23 protein-coding genes and 3 tRNA genes are annotated in these 26,667 nt (G+C 61.1%); 11 read left to right on the plus strand and 15 right to left on the minus strand.

Annotated elements, in window-relative coordinates:
- Window positions 1-131: 131 nt before the first annotated feature.
- The 4 genes from ACY8D3_RS02140 to ACY8D3_RS02155 all read left to right on the plus strand — a co-directional run bounded on the left by ACY8D3_RS02140 (window position 132) and on the right by ACY8D3_RS02155 (window position 3,294).
- Entirely contained in the window at window positions 132-983 is an 852-nt protein-coding gene (locus ACY8D3_RS02140; RefSeq protein ID WP_462381387.1) for an ABC transporter permease, read from the plus strand.
- On the plus strand, window positions 980-1,795 hold the full coding sequence (locus ACY8D3_RS02145; RefSeq protein WP_462381388.1) for a quaternary amine ABC transporter ATP-binding protein: 816 nt from the start codon (window positions 980-982) through the stop codon (window positions 1,793-1,795). Before ACY8D3_RS02140 ends, ACY8D3_RS02145 begins: the two co-directional genes overlap by 4 nt.
- A gap of 196 nt (window positions 1,796-1,991) precedes the next feature.
- Window positions 1,992-2,435: an NfeD family protein gene (locus ACY8D3_RS02150; RefSeq protein ID WP_462381389.1), complete on the plus strand. Its 444-nt coding sequence runs from the start codon at window positions 1,992-1,994 to the stop codon at window positions 2,433-2,435.
- Between the two features lie 13 nt (window positions 2,436-2,448).
- Complete coding sequence (locus ACY8D3_RS02155; RefSeq protein WP_462381390.1) at window positions 2,449-3,294, plus strand: SPFH domain-containing protein; 846 nt, start codon at window positions 2,449-2,451, stop codon at window positions 3,292-3,294.
- 100 nt (window positions 3,295-3,394) lie between these two features.
- On the opposite strand, the gene ACY8D3_RS02160 is transcribed toward ACY8D3_RS02155, so the two are convergent.
- The 7 genes from ACY8D3_RS02160 to ACY8D3_RS02190 all read right to left on the minus strand — a co-directional run bounded on the left by ACY8D3_RS02160 (window position 3,395) and on the right by ACY8D3_RS02190 (window position 8,281).
- Window positions 3,395-3,685 (minus strand): DUF1153 domain-containing protein, encoded by a 291-nt coding sequence (locus ACY8D3_RS02160; RefSeq protein ID WP_462381391.1) that lies wholly within the window; start codon window positions 3,683-3,685, stop codon window positions 3,395-3,397.
- Window positions 3,686-3,744: 59 nt separating this feature from the next.
- Window positions 3,745-4,050, minus strand: coding sequence for a hypothetical protein (locus ACY8D3_RS02165; RefSeq protein ID WP_462381392.1), 306 nt, complete (start codon window positions 4,048-4,050; stop codon window positions 3,745-3,747).
- Window positions 4,047-4,784 (minus strand): AzlC family ABC transporter permease, encoded by a 738-nt coding sequence (locus ACY8D3_RS02170; protein ID WP_462381393.1) that lies wholly within the window; start codon window positions 4,782-4,784, stop codon window positions 4,047-4,049. Before ACY8D3_RS02170 ends, ACY8D3_RS02165 begins: the two co-directional genes overlap by 4 nt.
- On the minus strand, window positions 4,774-5,508 hold the full coding sequence (locus ACY8D3_RS02175) for a 2OG-Fe dioxygenase family protein (RefSeq protein WP_462381394.1): 735 nt from the start codon (window positions 5,506-5,508) through the stop codon (window positions 4,774-4,776). The genes ACY8D3_RS02170 and ACY8D3_RS02175 overlap by 11 nt, the downstream gene beginning before the upstream one ends.
- A 17-nt stretch (window positions 5,509-5,525) precedes the next feature.
- Window positions 5,526-7,025: a radical SAM protein gene (locus tag ACY8D3_RS02180; RefSeq protein ID WP_462381395.1), complete on the minus strand. Its 1,500-nt coding sequence runs from the start codon at window positions 7,023-7,025 to the stop codon at window positions 5,526-5,528.
- Between the two features lie 60 nt (window positions 7,026-7,085).
- On the minus strand, window positions 7,086-7,268 hold the full coding sequence (locus tag ACY8D3_RS02185; RefSeq protein WP_462381396.1) for a hypothetical protein: 183 nt from the start codon (window positions 7,266-7,268) through the stop codon (window positions 7,086-7,088).
- 200 nt (window positions 7,269-7,468) lie between these two features.
- Complete coding sequence (locus ACY8D3_RS02190) at window positions 7,469-8,281, minus strand: AraC family transcriptional regulator (protein WP_462384199.1); 813 nt, start codon at window positions 8,279-8,281, stop codon at window positions 7,469-7,471.
- A gap of 279 nt (window positions 8,282-8,560) precedes the next feature.
- Here ACY8D3_RS02190 and ACY8D3_RS02195 point away from each other — a divergent pair, with 279 nt between their 5' ends.
- The gene (locus tag ACY8D3_RS02195; RefSeq protein WP_462381397.1) at window positions 8,561-15,280 is read left to right on the plus strand and encodes a response regulator; all 6,720 of its coding nucleotides are present in this window, start codon (window positions 8,561-8,563) and stop codon (window positions 15,278-15,280) included.
- Complete coding sequence (locus ACY8D3_RS02200; protein WP_462381398.1) at window positions 15,280-16,224, plus strand: diguanylate cyclase; 945 nt, start codon at window positions 15,280-15,282, stop codon at window positions 16,222-16,224. Before ACY8D3_RS02195 ends, ACY8D3_RS02200 begins: the two co-directional genes overlap by 1 nt.
- On the opposite strand, the gene ACY8D3_RS02205 is transcribed toward ACY8D3_RS02200, so the two are convergent.
- The 3 genes from ACY8D3_RS02205 to ACY8D3_RS02215 all read right to left on the minus strand — a co-directional run bounded on the left by ACY8D3_RS02205 (window position 16,218) and on the right by ACY8D3_RS02215 (window position 18,432).
- On the minus strand, window positions 16,218-16,988 hold the full coding sequence (locus ACY8D3_RS02205) for a ParA family protein (RefSeq protein ID WP_462381399.1): 771 nt from the start codon (window positions 16,986-16,988) through the stop codon (window positions 16,218-16,220). The genes ACY8D3_RS02200 and ACY8D3_RS02205 overlap by 7 nt on opposite strands.
- A gap of 109 nt (window positions 16,989-17,097) precedes the next feature.
- Window positions 17,098-17,547: a GyrI-like domain-containing protein gene (locus ACY8D3_RS02210; RefSeq protein ID WP_462381400.1), complete on the minus strand. Its 450-nt coding sequence runs from the start codon at window positions 17,545-17,547 to the stop codon at window positions 17,098-17,100.
- Window positions 17,548-17,649: 102 nt separating this feature from the next.
- The gene (locus ACY8D3_RS02215) at window positions 17,650-18,432 is read right to left on the minus strand and encodes a helix-turn-helix transcriptional regulator (RefSeq protein WP_462381401.1); all 783 of its coding nucleotides are present in this window, start codon (window positions 18,430-18,432) and stop codon (window positions 17,650-17,652) included.
- An 88-nt stretch (window positions 18,433-18,520) separates the two neighbouring features.
- Between ACY8D3_RS02215 and ACY8D3_RS02220 the strand changes: the two genes are divergently transcribed.
- Window positions 18,521-19,336 carry a carbon-nitrogen hydrolase family protein gene (locus ACY8D3_RS02220; RefSeq protein WP_462381402.1) on the plus strand — a complete coding sequence of 272 codons (816 nt, stop codon included), beginning with the start codon at window positions 18,521-18,523 and terminating at the stop codon, window positions 19,334-19,336.
- Between the two features lie 133 nt (window positions 19,337-19,469).
- Complete coding sequence (locus ACY8D3_RS02225) at window positions 19,470-20,786, plus strand: APC family permease (protein WP_462381403.1); 1,317 nt, start codon at window positions 19,470-19,472, stop codon at window positions 20,784-20,786.
- 42 nt (window positions 20,787-20,828) lie between these two features.
- On the opposite strand, the gene ACY8D3_RS02230 is transcribed toward ACY8D3_RS02225, so the two are convergent.
- From ACY8D3_RS02230 to ACY8D3_RS02240, 3 genes are all read right to left on the minus strand, one after another.
- The gene (locus ACY8D3_RS02230) at window positions 20,829-21,281 is read right to left on the minus strand and encodes a DUF2147 domain-containing protein (RefSeq protein ID WP_462381404.1); all 453 of its coding nucleotides are present in this window, start codon (window positions 21,279-21,281) and stop codon (window positions 20,829-20,831) included.
- A gap of 135 nt (window positions 21,282-21,416) precedes the next feature.
- Window positions 21,417-21,764 carry a PilZ domain-containing protein gene (locus tag ACY8D3_RS02235; protein ID WP_462381405.1) on the minus strand — a complete coding sequence of 116 codons (348 nt, stop codon included), beginning with the start codon at window positions 21,762-21,764 and terminating at the stop codon, window positions 21,417-21,419.
- Window positions 21,754-23,883, minus strand: coding sequence for a DUF1631 family protein (locus ACY8D3_RS02240; RefSeq protein WP_462381406.1), 2,130 nt, complete (start codon window positions 23,881-23,883; stop codon window positions 21,754-21,756). Before ACY8D3_RS02240 ends, ACY8D3_RS02235 begins: the two co-directional genes overlap by 11 nt.
- A gap of 181 nt (window positions 23,884-24,064) precedes the next feature.
- Here ACY8D3_RS02240 and ACY8D3_RS02245 point away from each other — a divergent pair.
- From ACY8D3_RS02245 to ACY8D3_RS02255, 3 genes are all read left to right on the plus strand, one after another.
- A tRNA-Asn gene (locus tag ACY8D3_RS02245) sits at window positions 24,065-24,140 on the plus strand.
- Window positions 24,141-24,149: 9 nt separating this feature from the next.
- Window positions 24,150-24,226: transfer RNA gene (locus ACY8D3_RS02250), tRNA-Pro, on the plus strand.
- 1 nt (window position 24,227) lies between these two features.
- Window positions 24,228-24,303, plus strand: a tRNA-Lys gene (locus tag ACY8D3_RS02255).
- Between the two features lie 214 nt (window positions 24,304-24,517).
- On the opposite strand, the gene ACY8D3_RS02260 is transcribed toward ACY8D3_RS02255, so the two are convergent.
- On the minus strand, window positions 24,518-24,886 hold the full coding sequence (locus ACY8D3_RS02260; RefSeq protein ID WP_462381407.1) for a hypothetical protein: 369 nt from the start codon (window positions 24,884-24,886) through the stop codon (window positions 24,518-24,520).
- Between the two features lie 68 nt (window positions 24,887-24,954).
- Window positions 24,955-26,637 carry an ArnT family glycosyltransferase gene (locus ACY8D3_RS02265; protein ID WP_462381408.1) on the minus strand — a complete coding sequence of 561 codons (1,683 nt, stop codon included), beginning with the start codon at window positions 26,635-26,637 and terminating at the stop codon, window positions 24,955-24,957.
- Between the last annotated feature and the right edge of the window lie 30 nt (window positions 26,638-26,667).

Consider the following 26,667-nt stretch of genomic DNA (forward strand, 5'->3'; position numbering starts at 1 on the left):
GTTAGGTAGTCTGGCGGAGCGTAGCTGGTGGAGCGCGCTTCGTTTTCGCTATTGGCAGGCCACGCCACCCGATCATAAAGCTGCGGCCAGCCTGTTACGGGCTTGGCTGCAGTAACCGCAGAGTGCCAAGCATGTTTCCCGAGCGCTTTACATTCTCCATTGCCGACTGGGTCAACGCAGGCGTCGACGCACTTGTCACGCAGTATGGCACTCTGTTCCGGCAGATCTCCGACACGATCCTGACGCTTATCGTGGGCCTCGAGGGATTTCTGCGCGCGACGCCCTGGTGGGTCACGCTGTTGGTGGTCTTTGCGATTGCCTGGCATGCCACGCGCCGGTGGGTATCGGCCCTGCTGATTGCTGCATTGCTGTTTCTGGTCGGCGTGATGGGGCTTTGGATGCAGTTGATGCAGACGCTGGCTCTGATGCTGGTGGCGACGTCGCTATCGGTCCTCATCGGCGTGCCGTTGGGAATTTTGTCCGCGCGAAGCGATCGTTTACGTGCAGTGCTGACGCCCCTGCTGGACATCATGCAGACGATGCCGAGCTTCGTTTACCTGATCCCGGTATTGATGCTGTTCGGGCTCGGCAAGGTGCCGGCCATTCTGGCGACGATCATCTACGCTGTGCCTCCGTTGATTCGCCTGACCGACCTGGGCATACGGCAGGTGGATCATGAAGTGATGGAAGCGGTGAACGCGTTTGGGGCCAGCCGCTGGCAGCAACTTTTCGGTGTTCAACTGCCTCTGGCACTGCCAAGTATCATGGCGGGCGTGAACCAGACAACCATGATGGCCCTGTCGATGGTAGTCATCGCCTCGATGATTGGCGCGCGCGGCCTGGGTGAGGAAGTGCTTATTGGCATCCAGACGCTGGATGTGGGCCGCGGCCTGCAGGCAGGCCTGGCAATCGTGATTCTGGCCATCGTTTTCGACCGCATTATCCAGGCCTATGGCCGCCGCGGACAGGAGCGCCGCGCATGAGCCGTATCGAAGTGGAACGCGTCTACAAGCTGTTCGGTCGGCATACGCAAACCGCAATGTCGATGCTTCGCGATGGACACAGCAAAAGCGAGGTGCTGGAGGCGACGGGTTGCGTCGTCGGCGTGGACGACCTTTCGCTGAGCATCGAAGCCGGTGAAATTTTCGTGATCATGGGTTTGTCCGGCTCTGGGAAGTCGACGCTGGTCCGGCACTTCAACCGCCTCATCGACCCCACCAGCGGCGCGATTCGCATCGACGGCCAGGACATTCTGCAATTCGATAGGCGTGCCTTGCGCGAATTTCGCCGTACACAGATCAGCATGGTCTTTCAGAACTTCGGCCTGCTTCCGCACAAGACGGTGCTGGACAATATCGCTTACGGGCTGAAGGTGCGTGGTGAGCGCCGAGCAGCATGCCTGGAGCGGGCCGGCCATTGGATCGAGCGGGTGGGGCTCGAGGGCTACGCAGCGTCCTATCCACATCAACTGTCAGGTGGCATGCGCCAGCGGGTAGGGCTGGCGAGGGCGCTGGCGGCCGATACCGGCATCATCCTGATGGACGAAGCGTTCAGCGCCCTCGATCCGCTGATCCGCGCCGAGATGCAGGATCAGTTGCTCGACCTCCAACGGCAGTTGCGCAAGACCATCGTCTTCATCACGCACGACCTGGATGAAGCCATGCGGTTGGGCAATCGTATTGCGATCCTCAAGGACGGCCGGTTGGTGCAAGTGGGACGACCCGCCGAGATCCTCGAGCAGCCCGCGGATGACTATGTCCGGCGCTTCGTGCAACGGCGGGTAGCGGCCATCTGACACGTTGCCGATACGTTGTCGTCCTTTCGCCTTCGAGATGGGGCGAGCGCCCGTACGTCTGTTAGCCTCACCCATTTTCTGAGAGCGAGCACCACTTCACGGTATGGTGTCCTTCCTGGGCGTTGGGCTAAGCCCTGGGCTATGCTGCGCGCCCGCTGCGTGAACGCGGTGGGCGTGGACGTCAGAGGAGGGAAGCATGGACGTGCAATGGTGGTACTGGCTGGTGCTGGGCGGCGTGCTGGTCGCCGCTGAATTGGTGGTGCCGGCATTCTTCGTATTCTGGTTCGGCCTCGCGGCCGGCCTGGTCAGCTTGACCGTATTGCTGATGCCCGGGCTGTCATTTCCGACGCAGCTTCTTATCTGGGCAGCGGCGTCGGTGCTCATGGTCATCGCCTGGTTTCGCTACTTCCGTCGCGAGTCGCCGAAGGCCGAGCGATGGACAGCCCAGGAATACGTCGGGGAGCAGGGCGTTTTGCTGTCGCCCGTGCCGGAGTTCGGCAAGGGGCGCGTTCGTTTTTCCCGTTCGATACTGGGAAACCAGGAATGGACCTGCACATCAGACCACGCCCTCGACCAGGGTGCGCGCGTCGCACTACTCGAAATTCACGGAAACGTGGCAAAAGTCACTCAGGCTCAATAGAAAGGAACGCTAAATGCCAGAGCTCGTTGTAGCGGCGGTTATCGCCGTACTCGTCATTATCACCATCGGCGCCGGCGTGCGCTTGGTTCCCCAGGGCGAAGAATGGATCGTGGAACGGCTTGGCCGCTACCGCGCCACGCTGTACCCGGGCCTCAACATCATCATTCCTTACGTGGATCGCGTGGCCTACCGCCTCCCGACGAAGGACCTTATCCTCGATGTGCCCCAGCAGGCCGTGATTACGAGCGATAACGCCGTCATCCTCGCCAATGCAATTGCCTTCGTGAAAGTGACCGACCCGAAGCAAGCATCGTACGGCGTCGAGAATTACGCGCAGGCCATCATCAGCCTGGCAACAACGTCCTTGCGTTCGATCATCGGCGAAATGGAGCTGGACAAGGCCCTTTCTTCCCGCGAGCAGATCAAGGCGCAGCTGATCGAAGCCATGTCCAACAGCACCGGCGACTGGGGTATCACCGTACGTTCGGTCGAGCTTCAGGACATCCAGCCGTCAGAATCGATGCAGCTGGCGATGGAGCAGCAGGCAGCGGCCGAGCGCTTGCGAAAGGCATCGGTCACCAAGGCTTCCGGTGAAAAGGAGGCGATGGTGCTGGATGCTCAGGGCCGTCTGGAAGCGGCGAAGCTCGATGCACAGGCCCAGGTCGCGCTGGCCCGCGCCTCTGCTGAAGCGATTCGCAGCGTGAAGGATGCGCTGGGCGAAGACAACAACGCCATGCTGTACCTGCTCGGCGAGCGCTATATCAAGACCCTCGAGAACCTGGGCGAAAGCGACAACGCCAAGCTGGTCGTGCTCCCTGCCGACCTTCCCGCCGCTATCCGTGGCTTCATGAAGTCCTGATAGCAATGACATCCGGCGCCTCGATGGGCCGGCTGCTGTCGAATAAAAAGGAGGAAGAGGGTGCGGTCGTTTTTCACCCTCTTCCCCAACACGGAAGCGTTCAAACCTCGCTATCGTCATTCAGGCATTTGGTGGATGAGATTCGCGCGTCCAGCATTGCTCGCCCATACAGCTCCTTGAGTTGATGCTCGTATTGAGCCCTGACCTCCAAAGGGTCTGTCCGCAGTGCGCTTTCCATGCCCCGCTTGGCGTCCTCGATCCATCCTTCGATTTCCGACCGAAACAGATCATGGGCCTGACTGGCTTCGACCACGGTCGTACTGCCGCTGAAGATTGCCATGACGATCTCCATCTTGCGTTTGACTGTCCAGCGTGTGCGTGGCTCATTCATGTTCGCGCTCGTGGCTCGATAGTTACGGTAAGTCGTATTCATGGTTGGCCCATGCCCGTTCATAGCTGAAGTGCGACGAAATAAAGCGTGGTAGCCACCACCGAGGTGGTGATCAGGCCGAGGCTGGTGAGCGTTGCAAGGCCGGCCACCACTGCTAGGGACGATGCGGCCGCGACCGGGTGGCTCTGCACCTCCATGTAGGCGATGTAGGCGGCAAAGTTGATAAACACCGCCGCAGGTAGCACGCGCTCCAGACAGCGTTGCGTCGCGACGCCGAGCTGTATCGGAACGAACACGGGCAGCACGCGGACCACGAGGCTTGTCGTGAACAGTGCAGCGATTGCCAAGAGGACGGAGTGGCTCATAGCCCAGCCCTCGTGAGCAAAACGGTTGCCAGCAGTACGCTGGGAATCCAGAAATAGATGGGGCCGAGCGCCTGGATCAGGAGAAGAGCAATACCGGCGCACAGCGCCGCCGCCATCAGGCACGCCGTACGACGCTGTGCCGGCACGGCCAGGCGGATGCGTAACTGAGCGATGGACAGGTACATCAGCACCACACTGGCCGGATAGCCAAGATTGACGTTCGCCCCGAGCCATTCGGCTGGTAGCAACCCTGCAATGATGCCGCCCGCAACACCCGCCAGTACCCACGTGCCGAACAGCGCAGCGCGAATCAGGAAAACCGTACGGCTCGAATCTCGATCCTGCTCGGTTGCATAGGCTTCGTCACCGAGCATGTGCGCCATGCAGCCACGTGGTAAGCGGGCCTTTGGCAATCGCCGCGCGGTGGTGTAGGCGATCGGCAGGTAACGGCAATTGATCGAGGCGGTGAGCAGCAACATGGTCAGGAAGCCTGCGCCTGATTCGGCCAGGGGCAGGACGGCGAACTGCCCGCTGCCGGTAAAGCCGAGAAGGCTGACCAGGAATATGTCGATCAGCGACCAGTCCGCCCTTCCAGCCAGCACACCGAAGAGCATGCTGACAGGAACGATTGCAACCGCTGCCGGCGCGGCGCGGCGCAGGGCATCGCGCATCGAGCTTTCTGCCACCGCACCGATTGGGTGCGGTGGCAGCGCCTGGCTACGCTCATAGTCCATCGGACAGTGCCTCGCGTTCATGCTCGCGCCCGTAGGCACGGTGCTCCCAGCGATTGATTTCGATGACCCAGATGTCCCGGTAGCCCGACTCGCCTTCTGCAGGGTCGATATTGCTGGCGTAATGGATGAAACGCTCATCGTCGATAAGGACCGCCTGGTTTTCCTGCAAGGTCTGGCGTAGCAGGATGTCGCCAGTCTGCGGGTCGATGACCTGCGTCTCGCCGCCTTGCACGTTATGCCTGCGTACCACTGCGATGACGCTGAACTCGTGTCCGTCCCGATGCGGCCCTTCAGGCACGGTGATGCCTTGGAACTGAGCGTTGGCGATGACCCTGATCTGATTGACGTTGATCTGGAACATCGCGCTTCGATCGACGGGCAGGTTATCCAGCACATGGCCCACGAAGGGGGTCGGATCGACTTCCAATTGCTCGCGGAAGCGCGGTACGCCACCCGCCTCGTTGAGCTTGATGAAACGGGCAGACTGGACGTAATCCCGGCGCGGCAGAAGCGCCAGTACCCATTCGTTTTCATCGAGATAAGCCATGTACTGGCCGAGCCGGATCTGACGCATGCGGCTCAGGCTATGGCGATCACGTGGCATGTTGCCGAAGGCGTCGAGAACCTCCTGGCTCGGGAGCGGCATGTCGATGACACAAAACCCCTGGCGCTCGAAATCGGCGAGGCCCTGGAACGGTTCGGCTTGGGGGATCGCATTGTTCATGGTGGGATGCTTCCGTATCAGGCGGGTTGGAGGTCGAAGGTCGCAACTTCGTAAGGGCGTAGCGATTCGATGTGCTTGCGTGTGATGCCGCGGTAGAACGCGCATGCGGACGGCTCGACGACATCGACCGAGGCATATTTCTTCTCCAGAGGGCCCAGGCAGAGCCCGCCACAGAAACCTTCGATCTCGCAGCCCTTGCAAAAGGCCGGGTTGTCACGGCGGAGTCGTGCATGCGCTTGATAGGGCGCGCCATCAAGCAGCTTCTGCCCGTCGCGGATATCGCCGAGACGTGTCGACCCCGCCTTGCAGGCGAAAACGGAACCGTTGGGTTCGATGCTGAACTGCGCGCCCTTGGCCGAGCAGTTCTTGAAGCCGCGGTAGGACACCGTGTCGAAGCCCAGCATGACCTGGAAGATCTGGTGCCAGTAACCCGTCAGTACCACACCACGCTGGCGTCCGTATTCCACGACCTGCCAGAGCCGATTGACGATGTTTTCTGGGCCAAAGGTGGAATAGAAAGTAGGGTCGAAGTCCACCACGACCCCGATTTCGCGGGCACCTACCTCAACGGCCAGATCCACGATCGATTCGTCGAAGTCATACCAGGTGGCGGATGTAAGTGCTGAATTCATGGCGACTCGATTGCCATAACGCTGCAGCATCCGCAGGCCTTCCATCACGACGGGGGTGCTGTCTTCCCCGTTTTTCAGTGGGCGGCTGGGGCTGGTGGGCGAATCGAAGCTGACGCACACCGCGACACCGTAGTCGGCGAAAAGCCGCGCGACTTCATCCGTGATGAGCGAGCCGTTGGTTACGGTGGAGTAGTGAATGATGATGCCGTCCCGCTCGCCATTCCCGAAGCGCTCGAGCACCGCTTTGATGGTTCGCCAGTTCAACAGGGGTTCACCGCCAAAGAACTGCAGCATCACCTCGAAAACGCCCTGTGAACGCGCCACGGCCAGTGCCGATTCCACGTACGCGATGCCGTCGGCGGGTTTCATCGAGCGGTTGCGTGGATCGTATTGATGGTCGAAGCGTTCACGCGAGGCATAAATGGAATCCTCGATGTTCACGCGGATGCCTTCGCGGGCGATCAGGCGAGACGTGTCTACCCGATCGGTCTCGTCTTCGGCTGATAGCGCCTTGCCCTGGACGCCCTCGAAACAGTAGGTGCAGCCGAAATTACAGGCGTTCGCCAGGATCAGCTGGATGATGTTGACCTTCTTTTCCACCGGCATCAGGGGGCGGGTCTGTGCAGCCTGGCGCGCCGGAAGCAGGATCTGACGAACGATCAGCTGTTGCAGGAGCTCGACCAGGCGAGTGTCGGCTTCCGTTTCGAGGATGTCCCTGTGAATGGGTTGGGGTTGCTCGAAGCGTTGCAACATCCGTCGCCCAGCAGCATCGAGCATGAACAGTCCACCCAGCTGACGATGGTAGACGGCGGTTCGGACGCCGACCTCGAGCTGAACGGCATCTGGCGAGAGCACGTATTCTTCAGTTTCAACGAGGGTAATCAACGGTTCGGCTCCTGGCTGGAGAGACGGGAGATCGGGGCCGATTCGCCCCGATCCGGCGGGTCACTTGCTCAAGCGGGTCTTGAGTTGAACGCCATGTCCGGTCGCGAAGGTGCCACCTACTGTTCCGCCTACCGTACCGCCCACGGTGCCGCCCACCGTTCCACCAACGGTTCCCCCCACCGTACCGCCCACGGTTCCACCTACGGTGCCGCCAATCGTGGAGATGCCTGTTGTTACGCTCATGAAGACTCCCTCTCTGCAGGTTGAGTGATCGGCGTGGCGCCAATCACACGTGGATGCGCTCGAATGAACGCATGTCCGTCGCCTGCGCCTGGTGGCGCATCACACTCGGCAACGCCGAGGTGTATCGCGTACTGAGAGGGAGTCTATGGAGGGCGCGGGAGGGGCGTCTTGTATGATCCTGCAGGTTGCTGCGCAGGCCTTCAGGCTTTGCGCAGCATGCGTAGCCAGCGTGCCGGGGAGAGGCCGTAGGTGCGCGTGAACTGGTGGGTCATATGGCTCTGATCGGTGAAGCCTGCGGTGATGGCGGCGTCGGTCAAGGTATGGCCTGCGAGCATCAGGGCGCGAACGTGGTCGAGCCGCCGCATGGTGAGGTAGCGATAGGGGCTGGTACCGTAGAGCGCGCGGAAGTCTCGGGACAGGCTCCAGCGTTCACGGCCGCTGGCCTGCTCCAGTTCGTCGAGGGTGATGACCCGGTCGAGCGCGCTATGGATGTATTCCCGTGCCCGCTCGGCCGCGCAGAAGTCAATCGAACGGCGGCCACGAGGCGTGCCGGCAACCTCGGCCAGTGCCTGTGCCAATTCATAGAGCGCATCATCCTCTTCAAGTGGCTCGATCATGCAATCCATGCCTTGCATGAGAACTTCCGTGGCGCGATACAGCCGAGGGTCTCGCGAGATACCGTCAGAAATGAAGGGCAGGGGGCGGCCACCCAGCGCTTGTTGGAGCATCGACGGCTCGATATAGATGATGCGATAGAGGAAGCCTTCGTCTGTCACCGCTTCGCCATCGTGCAGCTCGTCCGGATAAAGCACGATCGTGCCGCCAGGGAGGTTGTGTCGCATGCTCTTGCGATAGCTGAAACCGTGCACGCCGGCCAGCGTACGCCCGACAGCATAGGTATCGTGGCGATGTGGGTCGAACCCGCGCCCACTGAAAAAGGCCTCGATTCGCTCGATTCGTTGTGGGTTGCGGGCCCGTTTGGCCCAGTCCTGGCTTGATTCCGCCATCAGCATCGATTTCCACATTGTGGGCAGGTGACGGGCGGACACGAATGGGTCGCTGGGCGCCGTTCCGACTCGATCTTCGCACGAAGGGTGGAAAGATCGAATTGTTCGCCTACTTTGTACAACAACTTGGTGCGTTTCTGGCCGAAGGTCGTAGAAGTCCGCATGCAAAGCCGACGTTCGGCGGATGGCGGGCGTGCCTGGCACCCTTTATATTGGCGAGCTTGAGCGAATGAGTCCGTCTGCACGTATTGGCATCGGTGTCGCTAGGAGCGGGGTTGGGCAAGGATGCCTGGAAGGAACGAACTGTCGATCGAGGCACGTGCGGTGCTGAACATACCTGGCTACCGGTCCGGTGCGTGGCTGTGCAACAGCCGTGGTGCGCGGATTTACCGGGGGCTTCGTCTTGCCGACGGGCTACCGGTCATCTTCAAGTTTCCGTTGGCCCATTACCCGACGCCTGCAGCGCTCGCGGCGCTTCGCCATGAGTACGAGCTGATCCTGCGTGCCCAGCCCAGTGGAGCTGTGATCGGAGCGCACGCGCTGCTCGATATCGATAGGACGCAGGTACTGGTTCTCGAGGATATCGACGGCACTGATCTGCGTACGCTTCTGCAAGGCCGGAGGCAGACCTTGCAGGATTTTCTACCGATGGCCATCGGCATCGTGGAAAGCCTGGCGCGCTTGCATGGCCTCCGGATCAGTCACAACGACCTCAACCCCGCCAATATCATCTACAACCCTGCTACGGGAGCGTTGCGCCTGACTGACCTCGGCATCTCGACGGCCGAAGGTGAATTGCCTGTGGCGCCGGACGGGCTGGAGGGATCGCTAGCCTATATCGCACCCGAGCAGACCGGACGCACCAGTCGGCGCATGGATTACCGCGTCGACTTCTATGCGCTCGGGGTAACCTTCTACGAGATGCTTGCCGGACGGCTGCCGTTCACCAGCGCAGATCCGCTGGCGCTGGTGCACGGTCATCTGGCCGTCGAACCCCCGAACCTGTTGGACCGTGTCCCGTCGCTTCCCGCGTCACTCGCACGCCTGGTCGAAAGACTCATGGCCAAGGCCGCGGAGGATCGCTACCAGAGCGCGTTCGGTATTCTGGAGGACCTGCGAGAGATCCAGCGGAGACTGCAGAACGGGCAGCCGGTGGATGCGTTCGAACTCGGTCAATACGATAGGCCCGCGACGCTTCGGCTCCCGACGAGACCCTACGGTCGCGATGATGCGCTTCGGCGGCTGGCCGCGCAGTTTGACAAGGTTGCTGAGGGCGGATCGCGGCTCGCCGTCGTCAGTGGCCCGTCTGGAGCTGGAAAGTCCTTCCTGGTGGACGATTTCCGCAACCATTGCGTACGAGACGATGCGCTGTGGGTCCAAGGTAAGTTCGATCTGCTTCAACGCGACGTACCCTATAGCGCACTGCGATCTGCTGCCGACCAGCTGATCAAGCTCGGCCTGGCCGGCGATCCTGGCCGGGTGGAGGCTTTGCGGCTTGCGCTGGGCGAGCACGCGGGATTGCTCGCAGGCTTGTTGCCTGAGCTGGAGGCCGTGCTAGGTCCGCTTCCGGCTGTCGTAGACCTTCCGCCCGCTGAGACGCAGAGCCGTTTCGACTACGTGGTTCGCCGTTTCGTCCAGAGTTTTGCCTGTGCACGCAGGCCGCTGATCCTGTTCCTCGATGACATTCAGTGGGCGGATGCCGCGTCATTGCGCCTGCTGACCGTGCTATTGCACCCGCCACTGATTCATCACACACAATTCATCGTCAGCTGTCGGGACGATGCCCCGGCAAGCGCTGCGGCGGCGGCATTCATGGACCGGCTGCGGGAGACGCCGGGCCTGCACCTCCCAGTCTCACCGTTGACCTTGCCAGACGTGACGCAACTGGTCGCCGATACATTGCCGTGGTGCCCAGAGCAGGAAACGGGTCTGGCTGAACTCTGCCTGGCCAAGACGCTGGGCAACCCGTTCTATCTGAATCGGTTCCTGGCTGCCTTGTACCGAGAGCGCCTTGTCGAATTCGACGGGCTCGCCGGTCACTGGACATGGGACCTGTCGCGGATCGATCGGTGGGGTGTGTTCGGTAACGTCATCGAGTTCATGGTGGCGAAACTCAAGCGTCTGCCTGACGAGGTGCGGACCCTGCTCCAGCTTGCGGCGAGCATCGGCAATCGTTTCCATCCGGCCACCCTGGCCGCATTGACGAACACTGAGCTCTCTGAGGTGCTGTCGCACCTGGATCATCTCGTCCACGAGGGCCTGTTGCTTGTGAAGGGTGAGCCGGCCGACGCCGCCGAGCTGCAGTTCCTCCATGACCAGGTGCGCCAGGCCGCCTACCTGCTGCGCCCCGAAGACGAGCGTCAAGCCGTGCATCTGCGAATCGGCCGCTATTTGCTGGGGTTCGGTGAGGCTGCTGATCTGTTCGACCGTGTGAATCACCTGAACGCGGCGAGTGCATTGCTGGTCGATGAGGACGATCGTCTCGCGCTCGCATCGCTTAACCTCGAAGCGGCCGGGCGATCGCAGCAAACGGGCGGGCATCCGACGGCACGTGGACTGCTCCAGCACGCTGCGCTACTGGCCGGCGAACGGTGGAGCTCGAGCCCGGCGCTGCTGTTTTCGATCCACCTGGCGTGGGCCGAGTGCGAACAGATGTGCGGCGAACCCGACGAAGCCCTGGCGATCTGCGCGCGTCTGCTTGAGAGGCTCGATGATCCGCTCCATCAAGCTGACGTAAGGGCTCGGCAGGCCGATGTCTACGCAAGCATGGGCCGCTTTTCCGAAGCCATGGACGCTGCTGTCCGAGGGCTCCAGGTGCTCGGCGAAGCCTGGCCGCACGACGACGCCGGTATCCAGGCTGCAACAGCCAATGACAGCGCCTTCGTCGAGGACTGGCTGGACGCGCACGACTCCGCGGACCTGATCACGCTCCCCATCCTGGACGATCCGCGCGTCGAACGGGTTATGCGGCTGCTTGGCTTGCTATGGGGCCCAGCCATCAACCTGCACCTGCCGGCCGGGAACCTCGCTATCGTCCGGATCGTCAGGCTGTCGCTGGAACACGGCAATGGCGATCAGTCGCCCTTCGGTTATGGCAACTATGCCTCGATGCTCTCTTCGGTGCTGCATCAGTATGAGCTTGGGTTTCGCTTCGGCCAGACCTCGGTTCAGCTGGTGGAGCAGACATCGAACCTGCCCTTGCGCAGCAAGGTGTATACGCTGTTCGCATTGACCAATAGCCCATGGTCCAGCCCGATTGCAGAGAGTGTGCCGCTTCTGAGAATGGCGCAGCAGGCGGGCCAACTGACCGGCGATGTGATCTGGACGGCCTACAGTACGTTCCACATCCTCAAGCACCTTCAGCATGCGGGCGAGTCGCTCGATTCGTTGGCTGGCGAATGCGACCAGGCTGCGGGGGTTCTCACGCGTATCGGTGATTCGAATACCCTGGAGGCGTTCGAAGTACTGAAGCGGTCGATCGCGTTGCTGCAGGGACAAACCCTGCATACGGAGACCTGGAATGACGGCGATTTCGATGAGACGGCGCTACGGGAAACGATCGAGCGTAATGGTCATGGGCTGTGCCTGAACTACTACCATTTGAACAAGATGCAGGCGGCCTATCTGTTCAGGTCATTCGAGCCTGCTCTGGCACACGCCCAGGCCATGGAAGCAACGCGAGTGGCAACCTTCGGCTGGTTCAGCAACGCCGAGCATGTCTTTTATGAGGCACTGGTTCGGATTGCTCTCTCAGGCAGACTCGAAGGCCGCCAGCGAGCCGAGCATCTTTCGTTTATCAACGCCCATCGCAAACAGCTCGCCGTCTGGACGATTCATTGCCCCGCCAATTTCAGACACAAGCTCGCTTTGGTAGATGCCGAGTTGGCACGCCTTGAAGGGCACCACCAGGCTGCAAGTGATCATTACGAAAGCGCCATCGAGGCGGCCCGCGAAGAGGGCTTTCGCCAGGACACGGCCATGGCGGAAGAAGCGTACGGACGCTTCTGGCTGGGGTGTGGCAAGCCACGCATTGCGCGGGCCTACCTGGGCGATGCTCAACGCAGCTATCTCCATTGGGGTGCTACAGCCAAGGCAGCAGCATTGGCTGCAGAGTTTCCCCGTTGGCTGACCCGCGAGACAGGCGTGATCCCGGGGACCGAACGCTGGCCCACTACACCGGGGCGCGGAAATACCGACATGGCAAGGCTGGACTGGATGTCCATCCTGCGTTCCTTGCAGACCATCTCCACGGAGCTCTCGCTTGAGCAGCTCCTGCCGAAAATGATGCGGATCCTGCTCGAAGAAGCCGGCGCCCAGCAAGGTGCGCTCATGCTGCCTCAGGGTGATGACTGGGTCATTCGCGCGGCGCTGTACAGCACTGCGCAGGAGGTCACGGTCGGGACACATCTTCCGCTGGATGAACTCGCCCAGTCGGCGGGCGAGTCGGTGTCGGGCCTGCCAGTCCCGCTGACGTTGATTGGGCAGGTCATCCGCACCCGCGAAGCGGCCATACTGAACGACGCCAGCGAGCGCGGGCCATTCACCAGCGACCCCTACATTCAGGCACACAGGCCGCGGTCGATACTTTGCCAGCCCGTCCTTCGGCATGACCGCCTGATCGGGCTTCTCTATCTTGAGAACAACCTTCTTCCTGACGCGTTCACGGCCGATCGCCAGCAGACGTTGAGCATTATCGCAGCGCAGGCGGCAATCGCGCTGGAGCATGCAGGGCTGTATGAGACGCTCGAACAGCGCGTGGCCGAACGTACGGCCGAGCTGGACGAAGCACGCATTCGCGCAGAGGACGCTGCGAACGCGAAATCGATGTTCCTGGCGACCATGAGCCATGAAATACGGACGCCGCTCAATGCCGTCATCGGCCTGAGCCGTTTGGCGCTGCGCACGCCGCTGGACGCAGAGCAGGAAGGCTATGTCGAGAAAATTCTGGGCGCAGGCGAAACGTTGCTGGGTGTCATCAACGACGTGCTGGACTTCTCTCGCAACGAGGCCGGTGGTACGACCCTGGAGCGTGTGCGCTTCAGTCTTGCGAAGGTGCTGGAGCGGACGCTTTCGCTGTGTACCTTGCGAGCGCATGAAAAACGACTCGAACTTATCCTCGAACAGGGCCCCGATGTCCCTGCCAATTTGATGGGCGACCCGCTGCGCCTGCAGCAGATTCTCATCAACCTTCTCAGCAACGCGGTCAAATTCACTGAGAGCGGTCATGTTCGGCTGAGTGTCACGACGCAATCGCCGGTGGGCAATACCGTAGCGCTTCGGTTCGCGGTGGAAGATACCGGCATCGGGATGAGCGTGGCCCAGCAGCAAGGGCTTTTCCAAGCCTTCAGCCAGGGTGATGGCTCCATCACGCGCCGTTTCGGCGGCACCGGGCTGGGATTGGCGATCTGCCGACAGCTTGCCACGCTCATGCAGGGCGACATCCATGTCCAGAGCGAACCGGGGCAGGGGTCGTGCTTCACACTCAGCGTGACGCTGGCGGTCGCATCGCCTGGCGCGGAGATACGAAGCGGGCTGCCGAAGGGGCTCAGAGTCATTGTGATCGAAGACCACGACATCGCACGGGAGGCCCTGTGTCGCCAGCTACGATATCTGGGAGTCGACGTGATTGCGCTGGCAGATGGGCGCAATGCGCAAGAGGCGGTACGGGACGCGTTGTCGTCAGGCCCGTTGGACGCCGTTCTTGTGGACCGCGATATGCCCGGGGTCAGCGGGATCGAGACGGTCCGCGCGATCCAGGCTATTGCCGATGAACATGACGTCGCGCTCATGTTGCTCGCGTCGCCCTATGGGCTTGCTGATGGACGTGACCAGGCCTTGGACGTTGTAGTGACCGAAACGCTGGAGAAGCCCGTCCTGGCGGAAGCGCTTCGCGAGCGTCTGCTTGCCCTGCGGCAACCGCGTGCCGTGTCGCCGGCGCCGGCTCGGCGAACAGCCTGGCTCGACCTCGAAGGCGTGCGGGTATTGTTGGTAGACGATAGCCCCATCAACCGTCAGGTGGTCATCGGCTTCCTGCAGGACACCGGCGTGATGCTTGAGACGGCGTCGGATGGTCAGGATGCGCTCGACAAGGTATTCGCCAGCCGCTACGACCTTGTGCTGATGGATATCCACATGCCGGCCATGGATGGCCTGACAGCCGTACGGCGTATCCGTGAACGGCCGGAATTTGCCGACCTCCCCGTTATCGCAATGACGGCGGATGCGTTGCCCGGCGACCGCGAGACCAGCCTGGCTGCAGGAATGAATGATCATCTGGTAAAGCCCGTTGATCCAGGTGAGCTTTACCGGCTGCTGTCGACCTGGGTGGAGCGCTCGCCAATCGAACTCGACGTCGTGTCACCGGCCTCCATGGACGAAGCCGCGGATGTCGCCTTCATGAAGATGGTACGAAGCCTTGGCGTCGTCGACAGTGATACCGCCGTGAAACGCCTGCATGGCCGCCCTTCGCTGTACCGACAGCTAATCCGCGGCTTTCTGCAGGATCATCAATCCTTGCTGCCCCGGCTGGAAGCGCTCAAGGCGGAGAACGATACCAAAGGCCTGCTCGAAGCGGCTCATAGCCTGCATTCTGTGGGGGCGTACCTGGGGGCAGACGAACTGGCAGAGTCGGCCCGGGTCCTGGAATATGCCCTGCGTGACGGCGAGCCGTACGAAGCCAATATCGATTCATTGATCAAGGCGGCCAGCCAGACATTGGTAGGCCTGGCACCTCTGCAATCGCTGTTCGACACGGCTGGTCAGCCGGGAGGTTCCAAGGGCAGCGATTTGCTGGAACATGCGCTGGGCAGGCTGCTGTCCCTGCTCGAATCGTCTGACTTCGAGGCCGAGACGTTCCTGCCAACGGTTCAGCAACTCAGTGAAGGTACCCCGTTCGAGGCAACGCTCCACAAGGTGGCTGAACTCATCGATGAAATCGAATTCGAACGGGCCGCCGATGCCGTCGCCCACCTGCTGCGGCAGCTTCGCCGCCCACGGAAAGACTGATGCCCTTGTCTCGCGTTTCGAAGACGCCAGTCGTCCTTATCGTAGACGACCAGAAAAGCAACCTCCGCATCCTTTCGGACTTGCTGCGCGATGAGGTCAGGGTTGTGTTGGCCAAGAGCGGTGCGCAGGCGCTGGCAAAGGCGGCGCGCCAGCCGCCTGACCTCATCCTGCTCGATGTCGTCATGCCGCGACTGGATGGGCTTCAGCTGATCCGGCTGTTCAAGCAACGTGCTGAAACGCGTCAGGTGCCGGTCGTGTTCATTACGGGTCTTGATGACGTACAGCGCGAAGTCGAGTGTTTCGAACTCGGCGCAAGCGACTACATCGTGAAGCCCTTCAATCCCCCTGCCGTACTGGCGCGCATTCGACTGCACCTCGAGCTGGCGCGCCAACGTCGCTTGCTCGAAGAGCTGGCCAACCTCGATCCGCTCACTGGCGCTGGGAACCGACGCCGGCTTGAGGATTACCTGAAGCGTGAATGGCCGGTCGCCGCCAGACGCCGTGCGCCATTTACGATTGCGATGGTCGATATCGACTACTTCAAACGGTTCAACGATGCCTATGGTCATGCAGAGGGTGATAACGCGCTGATCCGCGTGACGCGTACGCTGGCAGCCAATATCCGGGAGAACGACTGCCTGGCACGCACGGGCGGGGAAGAGTTCGTACTGGTCCTACCGGATACGTCCGAGGCAATCGCCCGGACCGTGCTCGAGCGCTGCCGTACGGCGGTGCTCGATCTGCACATACCGCATGCCAAAGGCGAACCGCTGCCCTGGTTGAGCGTCAGTATCGGCACGGCGTCGTGCATCGCCGGTTTGCCGCATAGCGTCGAGTTGCTTACACGAACGGCGGACGAGGCGCTCTACGAGGCCAAGGGCGGCGGTCGGAACCGCCTCGTGAGCCGGGTGCCAACGCCGCTTTCAGTGCCTTCGGATCACTGAGCCAACAGTTGGTCGTGCAGGTCCACGAATTGCTGGCTGAGCTTGTGCCTCGGGTCCAGATGAATGAGCGGCATACACGCCTGATGGGACTCCCGCATTTTCACGGAGCTCATCAGGTGAACCGGCAGCACCGGTAGGCCCTCGGCAATGAGCTCGTCGATCATTTGCTGAGGCAGGCTCGCCCGGGGCTGAAATTGATTCACTACGATGCCATCGACGGCCAGCGCTTCGTTGTGGTCTTCGCGAAGGTCCTCGATCTCCTGTAATAGGCCATACAGCGCGTTCCGAGAGAAGCTATCGCAATCGAATGGAATAAGTACCCTATCTGCCGCGATCAGAGCAGAGACCGTGTAGAAGTTCAGCGCTGGCGGCGTGTCCAGGTAGATTTGGTCGTAATCATCGGCCAGACCGTCGAGCAGCTTCTTGAGCTTGGTGATCTTGTGCTTGGCTTCGAGCTTCGGTTGAAGGCTGGCAAGCCCCGGGGACGCCGTAATGAGATGAAGCTGATTGAACGGCGTCTGGTGAATCTTCACCTTGCCTTTCTTTGCAGCGGGGCCGCCTTCCAGGGACTGTTCAAAGAAGTCGGCCATGCCTGGGGGAAGGTCCGCAACGTCCACGCCGCTCAGGTAGTGGCTCGAGTTGGCCTGGGCATCGAGGTCAACCAGCAGCGTTCGGTAGCCCTGCGATGCGCTGACGGCGGCCAGGTTGCAGGCAATGCTGGATTTACCGACGCCGCCTTTCTGATTGAACACCACTCGACGCATTGACCAACTCCTTCTTACTAAGGACGGTCTGAGACTTTGCCATGTATCGGCGCCGGCTCGCTACCGTGGGTCCGTGACAGGATGAGGCAGCGCTCGCCGGCGTAGCCGGTCAGAAGACCGGTACGTACAGGTAGATCTGTGAATCCTGGGCGTCAATCCCATTGAAGGCTTCAGTGTAATGTTCGAAGCATGCACCCGGGCGTGGTTGCAGGCCGCGGGCTGGAAGCAGTTCGGCGAACAGGCGACGAAAGCTCATGGCAACGCTTGGTGCGGTACCCAGGTGAACATAACGCGCATAGCGGCCCGCAGGGAGCTCCTGCCGGACCATGCCTGCCGGGGCCGGCGCCCCTGACGTTGTCGCAACGGCCGCCAGGTAGTGCAATGAACCCGCCTGCTGCCAGCTCACGCCATACCACTCGCTGTCGCTGACACGATCCGGAACCGAACCGACTTCGCCTGCGAAGCGACGCCAGAGTGCGGCAATGTCCTCACCCTTGCCCGGCTCGAAGAGCAGGCCGGTCACGTCGAGCGCAGGGTGATCGATGATTTCAAGCGACATGGAAAAATCCTCAGTACAAGACTCGCGCGCACCTTACCGCATCATTGCGGTTGAAGGCAGCCGTCGCCGCCCCGTGGCGGTGAGCCCAGCCGGTTTCGTACGTCAACTGTCCTGGGCGTTCAGGAATAGCGAGAACAGCTCGGACTGAGACTTCAGTCCGAGCTTCGCGTACAAGTGGCGCCGGTGCACTTTTACCGTCTCGACGGAGATTGAAAGCTTGCGTGCGATCTCCTTGCCGGAGCAGCCGCTGAGCATGAGCCGCGCCACGTCCAGCTCGCGACTGGTGAGCTGAGCTTCCTGAAGTTTTGGATGTGCGACGAGCCGATCTTGCCAATGGGGCTCTGGAGGGGGGGACTCGCGTGGCTGTTCGAAATGGAGTCGTTGCCGCATCAGCGCCGAGACCCACGGGCGAACGATGTCGAGCATGGCAATTTCTTCACGGTCGAAGCGGCGCCGCGCGCCAAGCGAAAGGCACAGGACCCGGTCTCCTTCAATCTGGACGTTGACCTGCACTTCATCCTCGACCACGTTCAGCCGAAAATAGCGCTGGTAGTAGTCGGTCTGTTCAAAACACTCCGGAGCAACGTCCGCCAACTGAAACAGGCCGCTCGCCGGGTGTTCTCGTGCAGCGAGATAGAACGGATCGAGCAGATAGAGCCCTTTCAGGTAGTCGCGAAAGAGCGGGTCCTCGCCACCGCCTTCACCTGGGGATTCAGCAAGCACATGCGGGCGTCCGGAGCCGAACAACAGTACGACCCAATTATCGAAGGAAACGTAGTAGTTCAGCTGGCGGACCAGCCGAGTCCAGAACGCGCTGCCATCCAGCGCGTCGATCAATTGGCCTACGTCCCGGTGCCAGGCAAGGTCCTGCAAGGTAAGCGTCATACTACCCCCGACGGGTTAACCCCTGGGCGTGATTACCCTCGTTGTGAGGCCCGACGCATACTGCCAGCGTCCCTTGGCAGGAGTCACCATGAAAATCGAACTCGTTCAGCTCGCCGGCCGTGACGGCGATGTCGCGTGGAATACAGAGCGCACCCTGGAGGCAATCCGAGATTGTGCCAGGGATACGGACTTGCTCCTGTTTCCCGAAACGCAACTCAGTGGGTTTCCGACCGAGGCCAATGTAGGCCAGGTCGCGCAAGCCATCGATGGCCCTGCCGTGGCTTCTGTGCTGGAGGCCTTGAAGGCCAGGCGGGTATCAGCCGTGCTGGGCATGGCAGAGGCCGATGCGGGGCGCTATTACAACACCACGTTGCTACTGACGCCCGATGGCATCAAGGGCCGCTATCGCAAGACGCATCTTTGGGCATCTGATCGCGGTGTCTTCACCCCTGGCGATCACTTCGTGACGGTTCCGTTCATGGGTGCCCGGATCGGTTTGCTGATCTGCTATGACATCGAGTTCCCCGAGACGGCACGCGCGCTGGCTCACCTCGGTGCGGATGTTTTGCTTGTCACCAACGGCAACATGGATCCGTACGGCCCCGTCCACAGAGCGGCGATCATGTCTCGGGCCATTGAAAACCAGGCATTCGCCGTCATGGTGAATCGGGTAGGCGAGGGGGATGGTGGCTTGACGTTTGCCGGCGGCAGCGCCGCGGTCGACCCGTTCGGCCGGATGCTCTGCGAGGCAGGGCGTGACCCGCAAACGCTGACCGTCGAACTGGATCTCGCATTGCTGCAGGACGTCCGGCGCGATTACCGCTACCTGCAGGAACGACGCATCGTGCTGCCAGGCGAAGTGGAAGAATGCGCCGATGGGAGCCGTACCCTGCGTATCGACTGATCGCCCCAAGGCCTGCATAAGCGACCGGCAACGCCGGCGCCAGACCCCGGCCCACCGGGGCGTACCTCAAAAAACATTTTGCCGCCGACCTCGGCCCTGCCCAAATAACCATAATCCGGGAGCAATCAGTCGCATGGCTACGTTGAAACGAACTCTCACGCTGAGCACGGTCACGCTGTTCGGCATCGCCTACATGACGCCGATCATTGTGCTCGGTACGTTCGGAATCCTGTCAGACCTGAGCCAGGGGCAGGTTCCGACGGCTTATCTGCTGGCATCGCTTGCGATGTTATTCACAGCGGCCAGTTATGCTCACATGGCGGCCGCATTTCCCCAGGCAGGCTCGGCCTATACCTATGTTCGCCGGGCAATCGGCGCGCGGCTTGGCTTCATGGCGGGGTGGGGCGTATTGCTCGACTACCTGTTTCTGCCTATGGCCATCTGGCTTATTGGTGCAGCCTATCTGTCCTCAGCATTTCCAAGCGTCCCACAACCCGTATGGGTTCTGGCCTTCATTGGTATCACGACGCTAATCAACGTCGTTGGCCTACGCTTGGCAAAGGGTGTCAACGGCGTGCTCATGCTGGTGCAGATGCTTGTGCTGATCGCCTTCGTCGGGCTCGCCATTCGCTATGTGCTGGGTAATGCATCGACACCGCTTTGGACACTGGAGCCCTTCCTGGGCGATGGAGGGCTTCCGCTCGCGGTCAGTGCGGCAGCAGTCGCATGCTATTCATTCCTGGGCTTCGATGCGGTGAGTACGCTGGCCGAGGAGACCCACGAGCCGCGCCGTACGATCCCGCGCGCCATTCTCCTAATCACTATTCTTGGCGGCGCAATCTTCATTGCGGTGTCGTATTTCGTTCAGCTGGCGCATCCATCGCTGGCGTTCGCTGATGTCGACTCCGCGGCTTATGAAATCGCGCGTAATATCGGCGGTGACGTCTTCGTTTCGATCTTTCTCATCGGATTGATCGTGGGTCAATTCACGTCCGGCCTGTCGGCACAGGCGAGCGCCTCTCGTCTGTTATTTGCGATGGGCCGTGATCGCGTGCTGCCCCATGCGCTGTTCGGTCGGTTGGGTCGGTTCGGTACGCCGGTGAACGCCATTGCCTTGTGCGGCATCATCGCGCTGCTCGCGCTCAAGCTCGACGTCACCACCTCGACTTCATTCATCAATTTCGGCGCTTTTCTTGCGTTCGCGCTGGTGAATCTGTCTGTCATCGCCCATTACTTCATTGCTCAGGGCGAGCGTGGCGCAAAGGCATCGATACTGTATCTGGTATGCCCATTGATCGGTGCGAGCGCTACGTTGTGGCTGATGGTCAATCTTGATCATCTGGCGATCATGCTCGGCGTCTGCTGGCTGGCCGTGGGGCTGGTGTACCTGGCGTGTATCACTGGCGGCTTTCGCCGCCGGCCGCCGGAGATGGATTTCAGCGAAGGCTGACGTGGATTGGGACGCACGCGGCGGTCGCCGCGTGCGCATTGCTTATTCCCGAATCCAGGTTTGCGTCCGACCCATCGCTTCGATGCCAAGGTAGCCCCGCATCTGGAGCTTCTGGCCGCCGTCGGTAAGCGTAATCTTTGCGCGGTAGGTCTTGCCCTTGGATGGGTCGAGGACCGTGCCGCCGGACCACACGTCTGGACCGTCCGGCTTGAGGTCCCAGAGGATCGTCATGCCCTTGATGGGTTTGCCTTTGCGTTCCCCGTCGCATTTGTCACAAACGGGTTCCGGCCCCTTATCCGATTGAAGGATTTCCGCCACGGTGCCTGCGAGCTGCCCGTTGGCGTCGTCCTTGTGGATTTCAATAATCGATTTGGCCTTGCCCGTTTCGTCATCGATCGTCTTCCAACGGCCAATGGGGGAATCGTCAGCGTGGGCCAGGGCGGTAAGCAGGGCCATGGGAATGGCGAGTAAAGCGGAGGTACAGGTCTTGCGCATGTCTTTCCTCCCAGGGAGAAGGGTGCCTACCGTACCGCATGACGTGTGGCGTTCGCCTGCAATCGTCACTGGGCCTGTTGGGCACCGTTTTCTTTTGACTCTATACGCATGCCACGGCTGAGGAAAGGGGATGGTTCAGCCCGGCGGCTCAAGCAGCGATAAGGTGGTGAGCAGCTCAAGAAGTGCGTTGGTGTCCTCCAGCGCTACCACTTGAAATCCGGCCCAGCCACCTTCACCATGGCTCGCCGGACGTGTCCACAGACAGTCGAGTGTCAACACAACCGATGTAGCCTTCGAATCAGGCCCGGCGGCGATGCGATAGGTTCTGACAACGCCTTCGGAAGGAAGGCATAAGCAGTACAGCATTGCGCCGCCCTCCGAAAGGTCGACGACACGGCCCACTCGCTCGTTCGATTCCACGTCCCATGCTTCGAGCAACGTTTCGGCACTGTAGCGAGGATGTTTGCGTCGTTCATGATCCATCAGAAGTTTCCTTGGCGCGGAGCCGCGTTAGCAGTCGCTGGATCGATTGGATAGCGCGGTCGAGCAGGCTCGTGGGCAGGGCTTCGTCTACCTGCCGGGCGTCGTTTGCCGCGAGCATGGAAGCGAGCGCGTCGCGGCTCAGTACGAAGGCCGGTTGCCCGTTAGGCTCAACGAACATGTAGTTGCCGGTAGCGGCGCTGAACCAGGCCAGCTTCAATCGTCTGCGCGCATCTTCCTCGCCAAATTCGAACCACTGCCCGAATGACAGGGCGGCAAGCGGCGCATGTTGATTCGGCTTTCCAGGAGGTCGTTGTTCGCGTTCAGGATCAGGCGAGGCTGGAGGCGGCTGTGGAGTCAATGACCGCTGGCGCACATCCGCAGGCGTCGCTCGCAGCACCGCTTCGCTCGCACTTGTAAGGTCATGCCGGATACGCTCGATATTCTGTTCGGAGAAGTGGCCCAGCATGTTCAGGCCGCTCGTCACCCCGGTCACGATAGCCTCCCAGTCCATGCCGGCAGGCTTGCCTACAGTGAAGGTGCGGCCAAGTGCTTCGGTGACATCAAGCAGGTGCTGCCAAGTCCTGGACGTCTCGCCGTGGCGTAAATGGGCGAAAATCAATACGTCCTGCCAGGTGCCGCGCATAAATCGCTCTACTGTCGTAGGTAAGCCGACGCCACCACAGACGCGAGAGACCACCGCAGTCGTCCGGCTACGCGCGGCCTCCAGCCTGTCCTGGCCTCGCGCGGCCTCGACTGCTCTCTTTTCCCTGAGCTGGCTGCGTCGTGTCAGTTCCTGGGCCAATTCGTCCAGGGTGCCAATTGCCGCTTCAATCCGCCTGGGCGATGCGCCATTCTCGCCAAGCAGCGTCTCTGTCTCGTTGATGGCCTCTGCGAGGTTAAGCGTATCTGCATCCGCCGTGCTCCACAGCTCCGCCGCCTGACAAAGCCGATCGAATAGCTGGCGAAGGGGGTGCGCGGCATTTGTCAGTATGTCTGGTGCCCGTAGCGCGGCGCGCAGGAAAGGGACGTGCAGCTCGGAGAGCGCTGGCCGAATGGTTTTCGAAATAAGCGGGTCGGTCGCTATATGGCTAAACAATAGGTCGGTAAGGTCGATGATCTGGGCATGGTGCGGCATTGGTTGCTGAGGCTCGCCGGCTTGGATCGTCAGCGAATGGGTCAGCGCCCGGCGAAGGTTGTGACGCTCGTGTTGCGGCGTTTTCCTCTGCAGCCCGGCCAGTAGTCCATCAAGTCGGGCCAGCGTCACGTGCTGCGCGCGCGATGGCGGCTGGCTGGCCCGTCGCATGTCATTCGCTACAGTCGATTGCGCCGAGGCGTGGTACAGCAACGCAAGAAGGTCGTCCAGCTGATCGATTACGTCCGGTGTCGTTGCAGGGAGCGCACCAGGCGAGCTGGGCGCTTGGCCAGCCCCATGCTTTGCGTTCGGCCGGGCCGGACTTGGAAGACGCGGTACGCCTGCCTCATCCAGGCACCCATCAATGCGTGCGTAAAGTTTCCCCGCCGTGCGCAGGGTGTGCTGGTCGAACAGCGTAAAGAGGACAGCTCTCACCTTGAGGTGAAGCGGGCTGTTCTCCAGCGTACCGTAGAAGCTGTCCGATAGCCGCTTGGGCGAGATGGGACTCTCCCCGTGCATGCGCTTTCCACCCTCGAGCTTAGCGAAGCGCTCTTGCAAGGTGGCCAGTATGGCTACGTTGTCGTTGTGAGCGCGGGCGATGGCATGTTCCGCCTGCAAGCGGGCCTCGAAGACATCTTGGTCGATCAGCGCCAGTGGCTCGGTACTGGAGGAGGGGGCCGGCTCGTGTGTCTTTGGCGTGAAATAGAAGTCGTAGTAGCTGGCCAAGCGACCCACGGCTTCGCGCACCAGTGACGCGCGAAGCGTTCGTACATCTCTCAGCGCATCGAGGAACAAGGCTTGTACCTGATTGTTCTCAGCGCACTGCGCCGCGTCGAACAAGGTATCGTCTGCTTGTAAAAAGACTTGCTCGACGCCATCGGCCATATGCTCGATGAGTAAGGTACGGCAGGCGAGAACGACCGGCGAATGGCCTGTGGCAATCCGAGCAGGGCGCGGCCGTGCAGGGGAGTCGTTCGGTTCTTTCATGGGCCACCGCGGGTAAAGCATCTCTCTTCATATCATCGCAGCCATGGGGCCGACCGCAACTACTTAAAAGAAAAGCTGTTTTTAGGGTTGACAGGCAAAAATGCTTAAGTAAAATGGCGCGCCTCTGACACGGGATTCCAGCGAAAGCCGGACCAGTGAAGGAGATTTGGAAGTGCTTAGTTCCGCGATAGCTCAGTCGGTAGAGCAAATGACTGTTAATCATTGGGTCCCTGGTTCGAGTCCAGGTCGCGGAGCCAACTTCCAATCGGGGTATAGCGCAGTCCGGTAGCGCGCCTGCTTTGGGAGCAGGATGTCGGGAGTTCGAATCTCTCTACCCCGACCAAGGGTCGTTAGCTCAGTCGGTAGAGCAGTTGGCTTTTAACCAATTGGTCGTAGGTTCGAATCCTACACGACCCACCATATTCAAGTAAGAACCCTCCTTCATGGAGGGTTTTTGCGTTTTGGGCATGTGTGAAGCCAGTGGCGCCGGCGCGATGGCTCTCAGAGGGGCAGCGGCTGAAAGCGACTATCGGATGGTCCGTGATTTAGGGATACCAGGGATCATATGCCGCTTACCTTCCGCCAGTTGGCATCGTGATTAGCCCAGCGTAGCCGGGTGCAGATCTGTTCCCTGTCAGGAACAGGTCACCCTTACAATCTCATCGAGTTCGCGATCATAGCTGGCACGCTCGCCGGCACTGAGAAAGCCCTGTTCTTGAACGAATGCGGCAGCCTCGCTTCGGATGCGCCCCACCCTCTGAACAAATGCGTCTGCCTCGCTCTGAGAAAGTCGCCCGGATTCGCGGGCCTTGTCGATGTCAGCCCGCAATGCATCCGCTCGCATAGCGATATGCGCCTGGCGCTCATCTTCCAGTGGCCCGCCGGCCGGCGCCTGCAGCGCCTGTTGGGCCTTTAGATCACAGCTGGGTAGATCGTGCCGAGGTGCTGCGATAGCCGCGAAGGGCATGAGCGCAGTCAGCAACAGTGGAATAGCCGTCTTCATGTGTTCTGCACGGATGCTGTAGAGAGGGCCTCAGCATATAGCTCGGCCCCCGGGTAACGCGACGCCAGTCAGTCACTGCGCTGGATGAACGCTCGCAGACGTTCCGTGCGCTCGCCGCTTCGTTGGCCTTCCCATAGAGGTGCCCAGCGAGCCGGGTCCGGATCGCGCGGATGCTTCGCTTGGTCGAGGATCAATTGGACCCTGCAGGTCGCCTGTGCCACATCATCTTCCATCACTGGCTTGATGCCCGCGTAGAAATGCAGCATCGATCGTTCGGACTCGCCAAGGTTGACCGTATTGAGGCAGTCCAGCTCCTGGGGAAGGGTGGCTTTGAACGCGTGGAAGGGGCGTTCGTAGCTTCGACCGAGATCGACCCACGGCAGCCACAGCGTGTTTGCCAATCCCCAGACCAGGGTGATGCCTGCGAACCAGACGTGTAGCCATTCGAGTCGCCGACGCCAGGCAACTGTGGCGATCCAGATGCCCGTCAAGACGAGGGCCGCGACTATCCATAGGCCGCTGGGCGAGAGGGGCTCGTCGACGGGTACCACGCGGCGTAGGGCTCGCGCGATGAGTCCGGTTTCGCCAGCCTGAATGGCCCACCAGCCGAACCAGAGATAGGCCCCGGCCAAACTGAACAGCGTGATTGCGAACCCCCTCAGTATCCGCTCGGCCCGGAGGGGCAGGCGAATACCGGCCATGACCAGGGCCAATGCCGGAAACAGGGGCAATACGTAGACGCTTCGGAACACGGCAGAGGTGAGCAGCACTGCCATGAACACGGCGGTGTACACCCATACCATCGCCAATCCGGGATTGGCATGGAAACGTGCCCAGGCTTCGCTGATGCGACCGTGGCGTAGCGTGCGGCTTAGCGTGACCAGAACGGCGCCCAGCAATGCCCACCCTGCAGGAAAGGTGAGGCCGGCGAGCACCTTGAGGTCGCTGCCAACTCCGTCACTGATGCTGTTGCGCTGCGACAGGCCGAAGAAGCGCCCGAAGTTGTTGACCCAGAACCAGTCCATGAACAAGTCTTGGTCACGTAGCCACAGCAAAAGCGGCCAGACCACCATCCAGGGCAGCGCGGCAAGCACCGACCAGCCGACCCAGGCCATACCTTTCATCGTGAGGTAACGCTTCGGATTGAGCAGCGCGGCGGCGCATGCCGTCACGGCCAGGACGCCAGGTATCAATAGCCCCTTGCTCATGAGCGCAATCCCGAAACCGGTTCCGAAGACCAGACCCTGCCTGACGTATTGATCAGGGCGCAGGGCGATGCCAACCAGTCCAGCCAGACCGAGGGCTGCCCCCGTGAGTTGTGGTACATCGGCGATGAGCAGGTGAGCGTGCTGGACCATGCCAGGTATGCCGAGCATCAGCAGGCAAGCGGCAAGGCCTCGGCCCGGATGGAGCCTTTCCGTCAAACGAAAGAGAATGACGAGCGTCGCTAGCATCCAGCCGAGCACGGCCACGCGAGATGCGTCAGGTGCGGACAGCCAGGGTTGGAAGAGGTAGGCGGTTATCGCGCCGGTCCAGTACATAAGGGGCGGCTTTTCCATGAACGGATCGTTCCCGACCCGAGGGACGACCCAGTCCGATGTCGTCAGGTAATTCCACGTCATGCCGAACGAATAGGGCTCGTCAGCTTTCCAGAGGCCTCGTCCCACCAGGCCTGTGATGAGGTAAAAGGCGAGAAGAGCCAGGCCTCCAATAAGCAGCCAACGGCGGGCCCTTGATGGTGTTTCGTGCATCAATAGCCTCTTCCTGAGCAGTGTAGGCGT

Source organism: Pseudomonas sp. Marseille-QA0892 (assembly GCF_054950135.1).

Coding starts and splice junctions, on each gene's coding strand:
- ACY8D3_RS02140 (WP_462381387.1), top strand. CDS start 132: ATGTTTCCCGAGCGCTTTACATTCTCCATTGCCGACTGGGTCAACGCA.
- ACY8D3_RS02145 (WP_462381388.1), top strand. CDS start 980: ATGAGCCGTATCGAAGTGGAACGCGTCTACAAGCTGTTCGGTCGGCAT.
- ACY8D3_RS02150 (WP_462381389.1), top strand. CDS start 1,992: ATGGACGTGCAATGGTGGTACTGGCTGGTGCTGGGCGGCGTGCTGGTC.
- ACY8D3_RS02155 (WP_462381390.1), top strand. CDS start 2,449: ATGCCAGAGCTCGTTGTAGCGGCGGTTATCGCCGTACTCGTCATTATC.
- ACY8D3_RS02160 (WP_462381391.1), bottom strand. CDS start 3,685: ATGAATGAGCCACGCACACGCTGGACAGTCAAACGCAAGATGGAGATC.
- ACY8D3_RS02165 (WP_462381392.1), bottom strand. CDS start 4,050: ATGAGCCACTCCGTCCTCTTGGCAATCGCTGCACTGTTCACGACAAGC.
- ACY8D3_RS02170 (WP_462381393.1), bottom strand. CDS start 4,784: ATGGACTATGAGCGTAGCCAGGCGCTGCCACCGCACCCAATCGGTGCG.
- ACY8D3_RS02175 (WP_462381394.1), bottom strand. CDS start 5,508: ATGAACAATGCGATCCCCCAAGCCGAACCGTTCCAGGGCCTCGCCGAT.
- ACY8D3_RS02185 (WP_462381396.1), bottom strand. CDS start 7,268: ATGAGCGTAACAACAGGCATCTCCACGATTGGCGGCACCGTAGGTGGA.
- ACY8D3_RS02190 (WP_462384199.1), bottom strand. CDS start 8,281: ATGCTGATGGCGGAATCAAGCCAGGACTGGGCCAAACGGGCCCGCAAC.
- ACY8D3_RS02195 (WP_462381397.1), top strand. CDS start 8,561: ATGCCTGGAAGGAACGAACTGTCGATCGAGGCACGTGCGGTGCTGAAC.
- ACY8D3_RS02200 (WP_462381398.1), top strand. CDS start 15,280: ATGCCCTTGTCTCGCGTTTCGAAGACGCCAGTCGTCCTTATCGTAGAC.
- ACY8D3_RS02205 (WP_462381399.1), bottom strand. CDS start 16,988: ATGCGTCGAGTGGTGTTCAATCAGAAAGGCGGCGTCGGTAAATCCAGC.
- ACY8D3_RS02210 (WP_462381400.1), bottom strand. CDS start 17,547: ATGTCGCTTGAAATCATCGATCACCCTGCGCTCGACGTGACCGGCCTG.
- ACY8D3_RS02215 (WP_462381401.1), bottom strand. CDS start 18,432: ATGACGCTTACCTTGCAGGACCTTGCCTGGCACCGGGACGTAGGCCAA.
- ACY8D3_RS02220 (WP_462381402.1), top strand. CDS start 18,521: ATGAAAATCGAACTCGTTCAGCTCGCCGGCCGTGACGGCGATGTCGCG.
- ACY8D3_RS02225 (WP_462381403.1), top strand. CDS start 19,470: ATGGCTACGTTGAAACGAACTCTCACGCTGAGCACGGTCACGCTGTTC.
- ACY8D3_RS02230 (WP_462381404.1), bottom strand. CDS start 21,281: ATGCGCAAGACCTGTACCTCCGCTTTACTCGCCATTCCCATGGCCCTG.
- ACY8D3_RS02235 (WP_462381405.1), bottom strand. CDS start 21,764: ATGGATCATGAACGACGCAAACATCCTCGCTACAGTGCCGAAACGTTG.
- ACY8D3_RS02240 (WP_462381406.1), bottom strand. CDS start 23,883: ATGAAAGAACCGAACGACTCCCCTGCACGGCCGCGCCCTGCTCGGATT.
- ACY8D3_RS02260 (WP_462381407.1), bottom strand. CDS start 24,886: ATGAAGACGGCTATTCCACTGTTGCTGACTGCGCTCATGCCCTTCGCG.
- ACY8D3_RS02265 (WP_462381408.1), bottom strand. CDS start 26,637: ATGCACGAAACACCATCAAGGGCCCGCCGTTGGCTGCTTATTGGAGGC.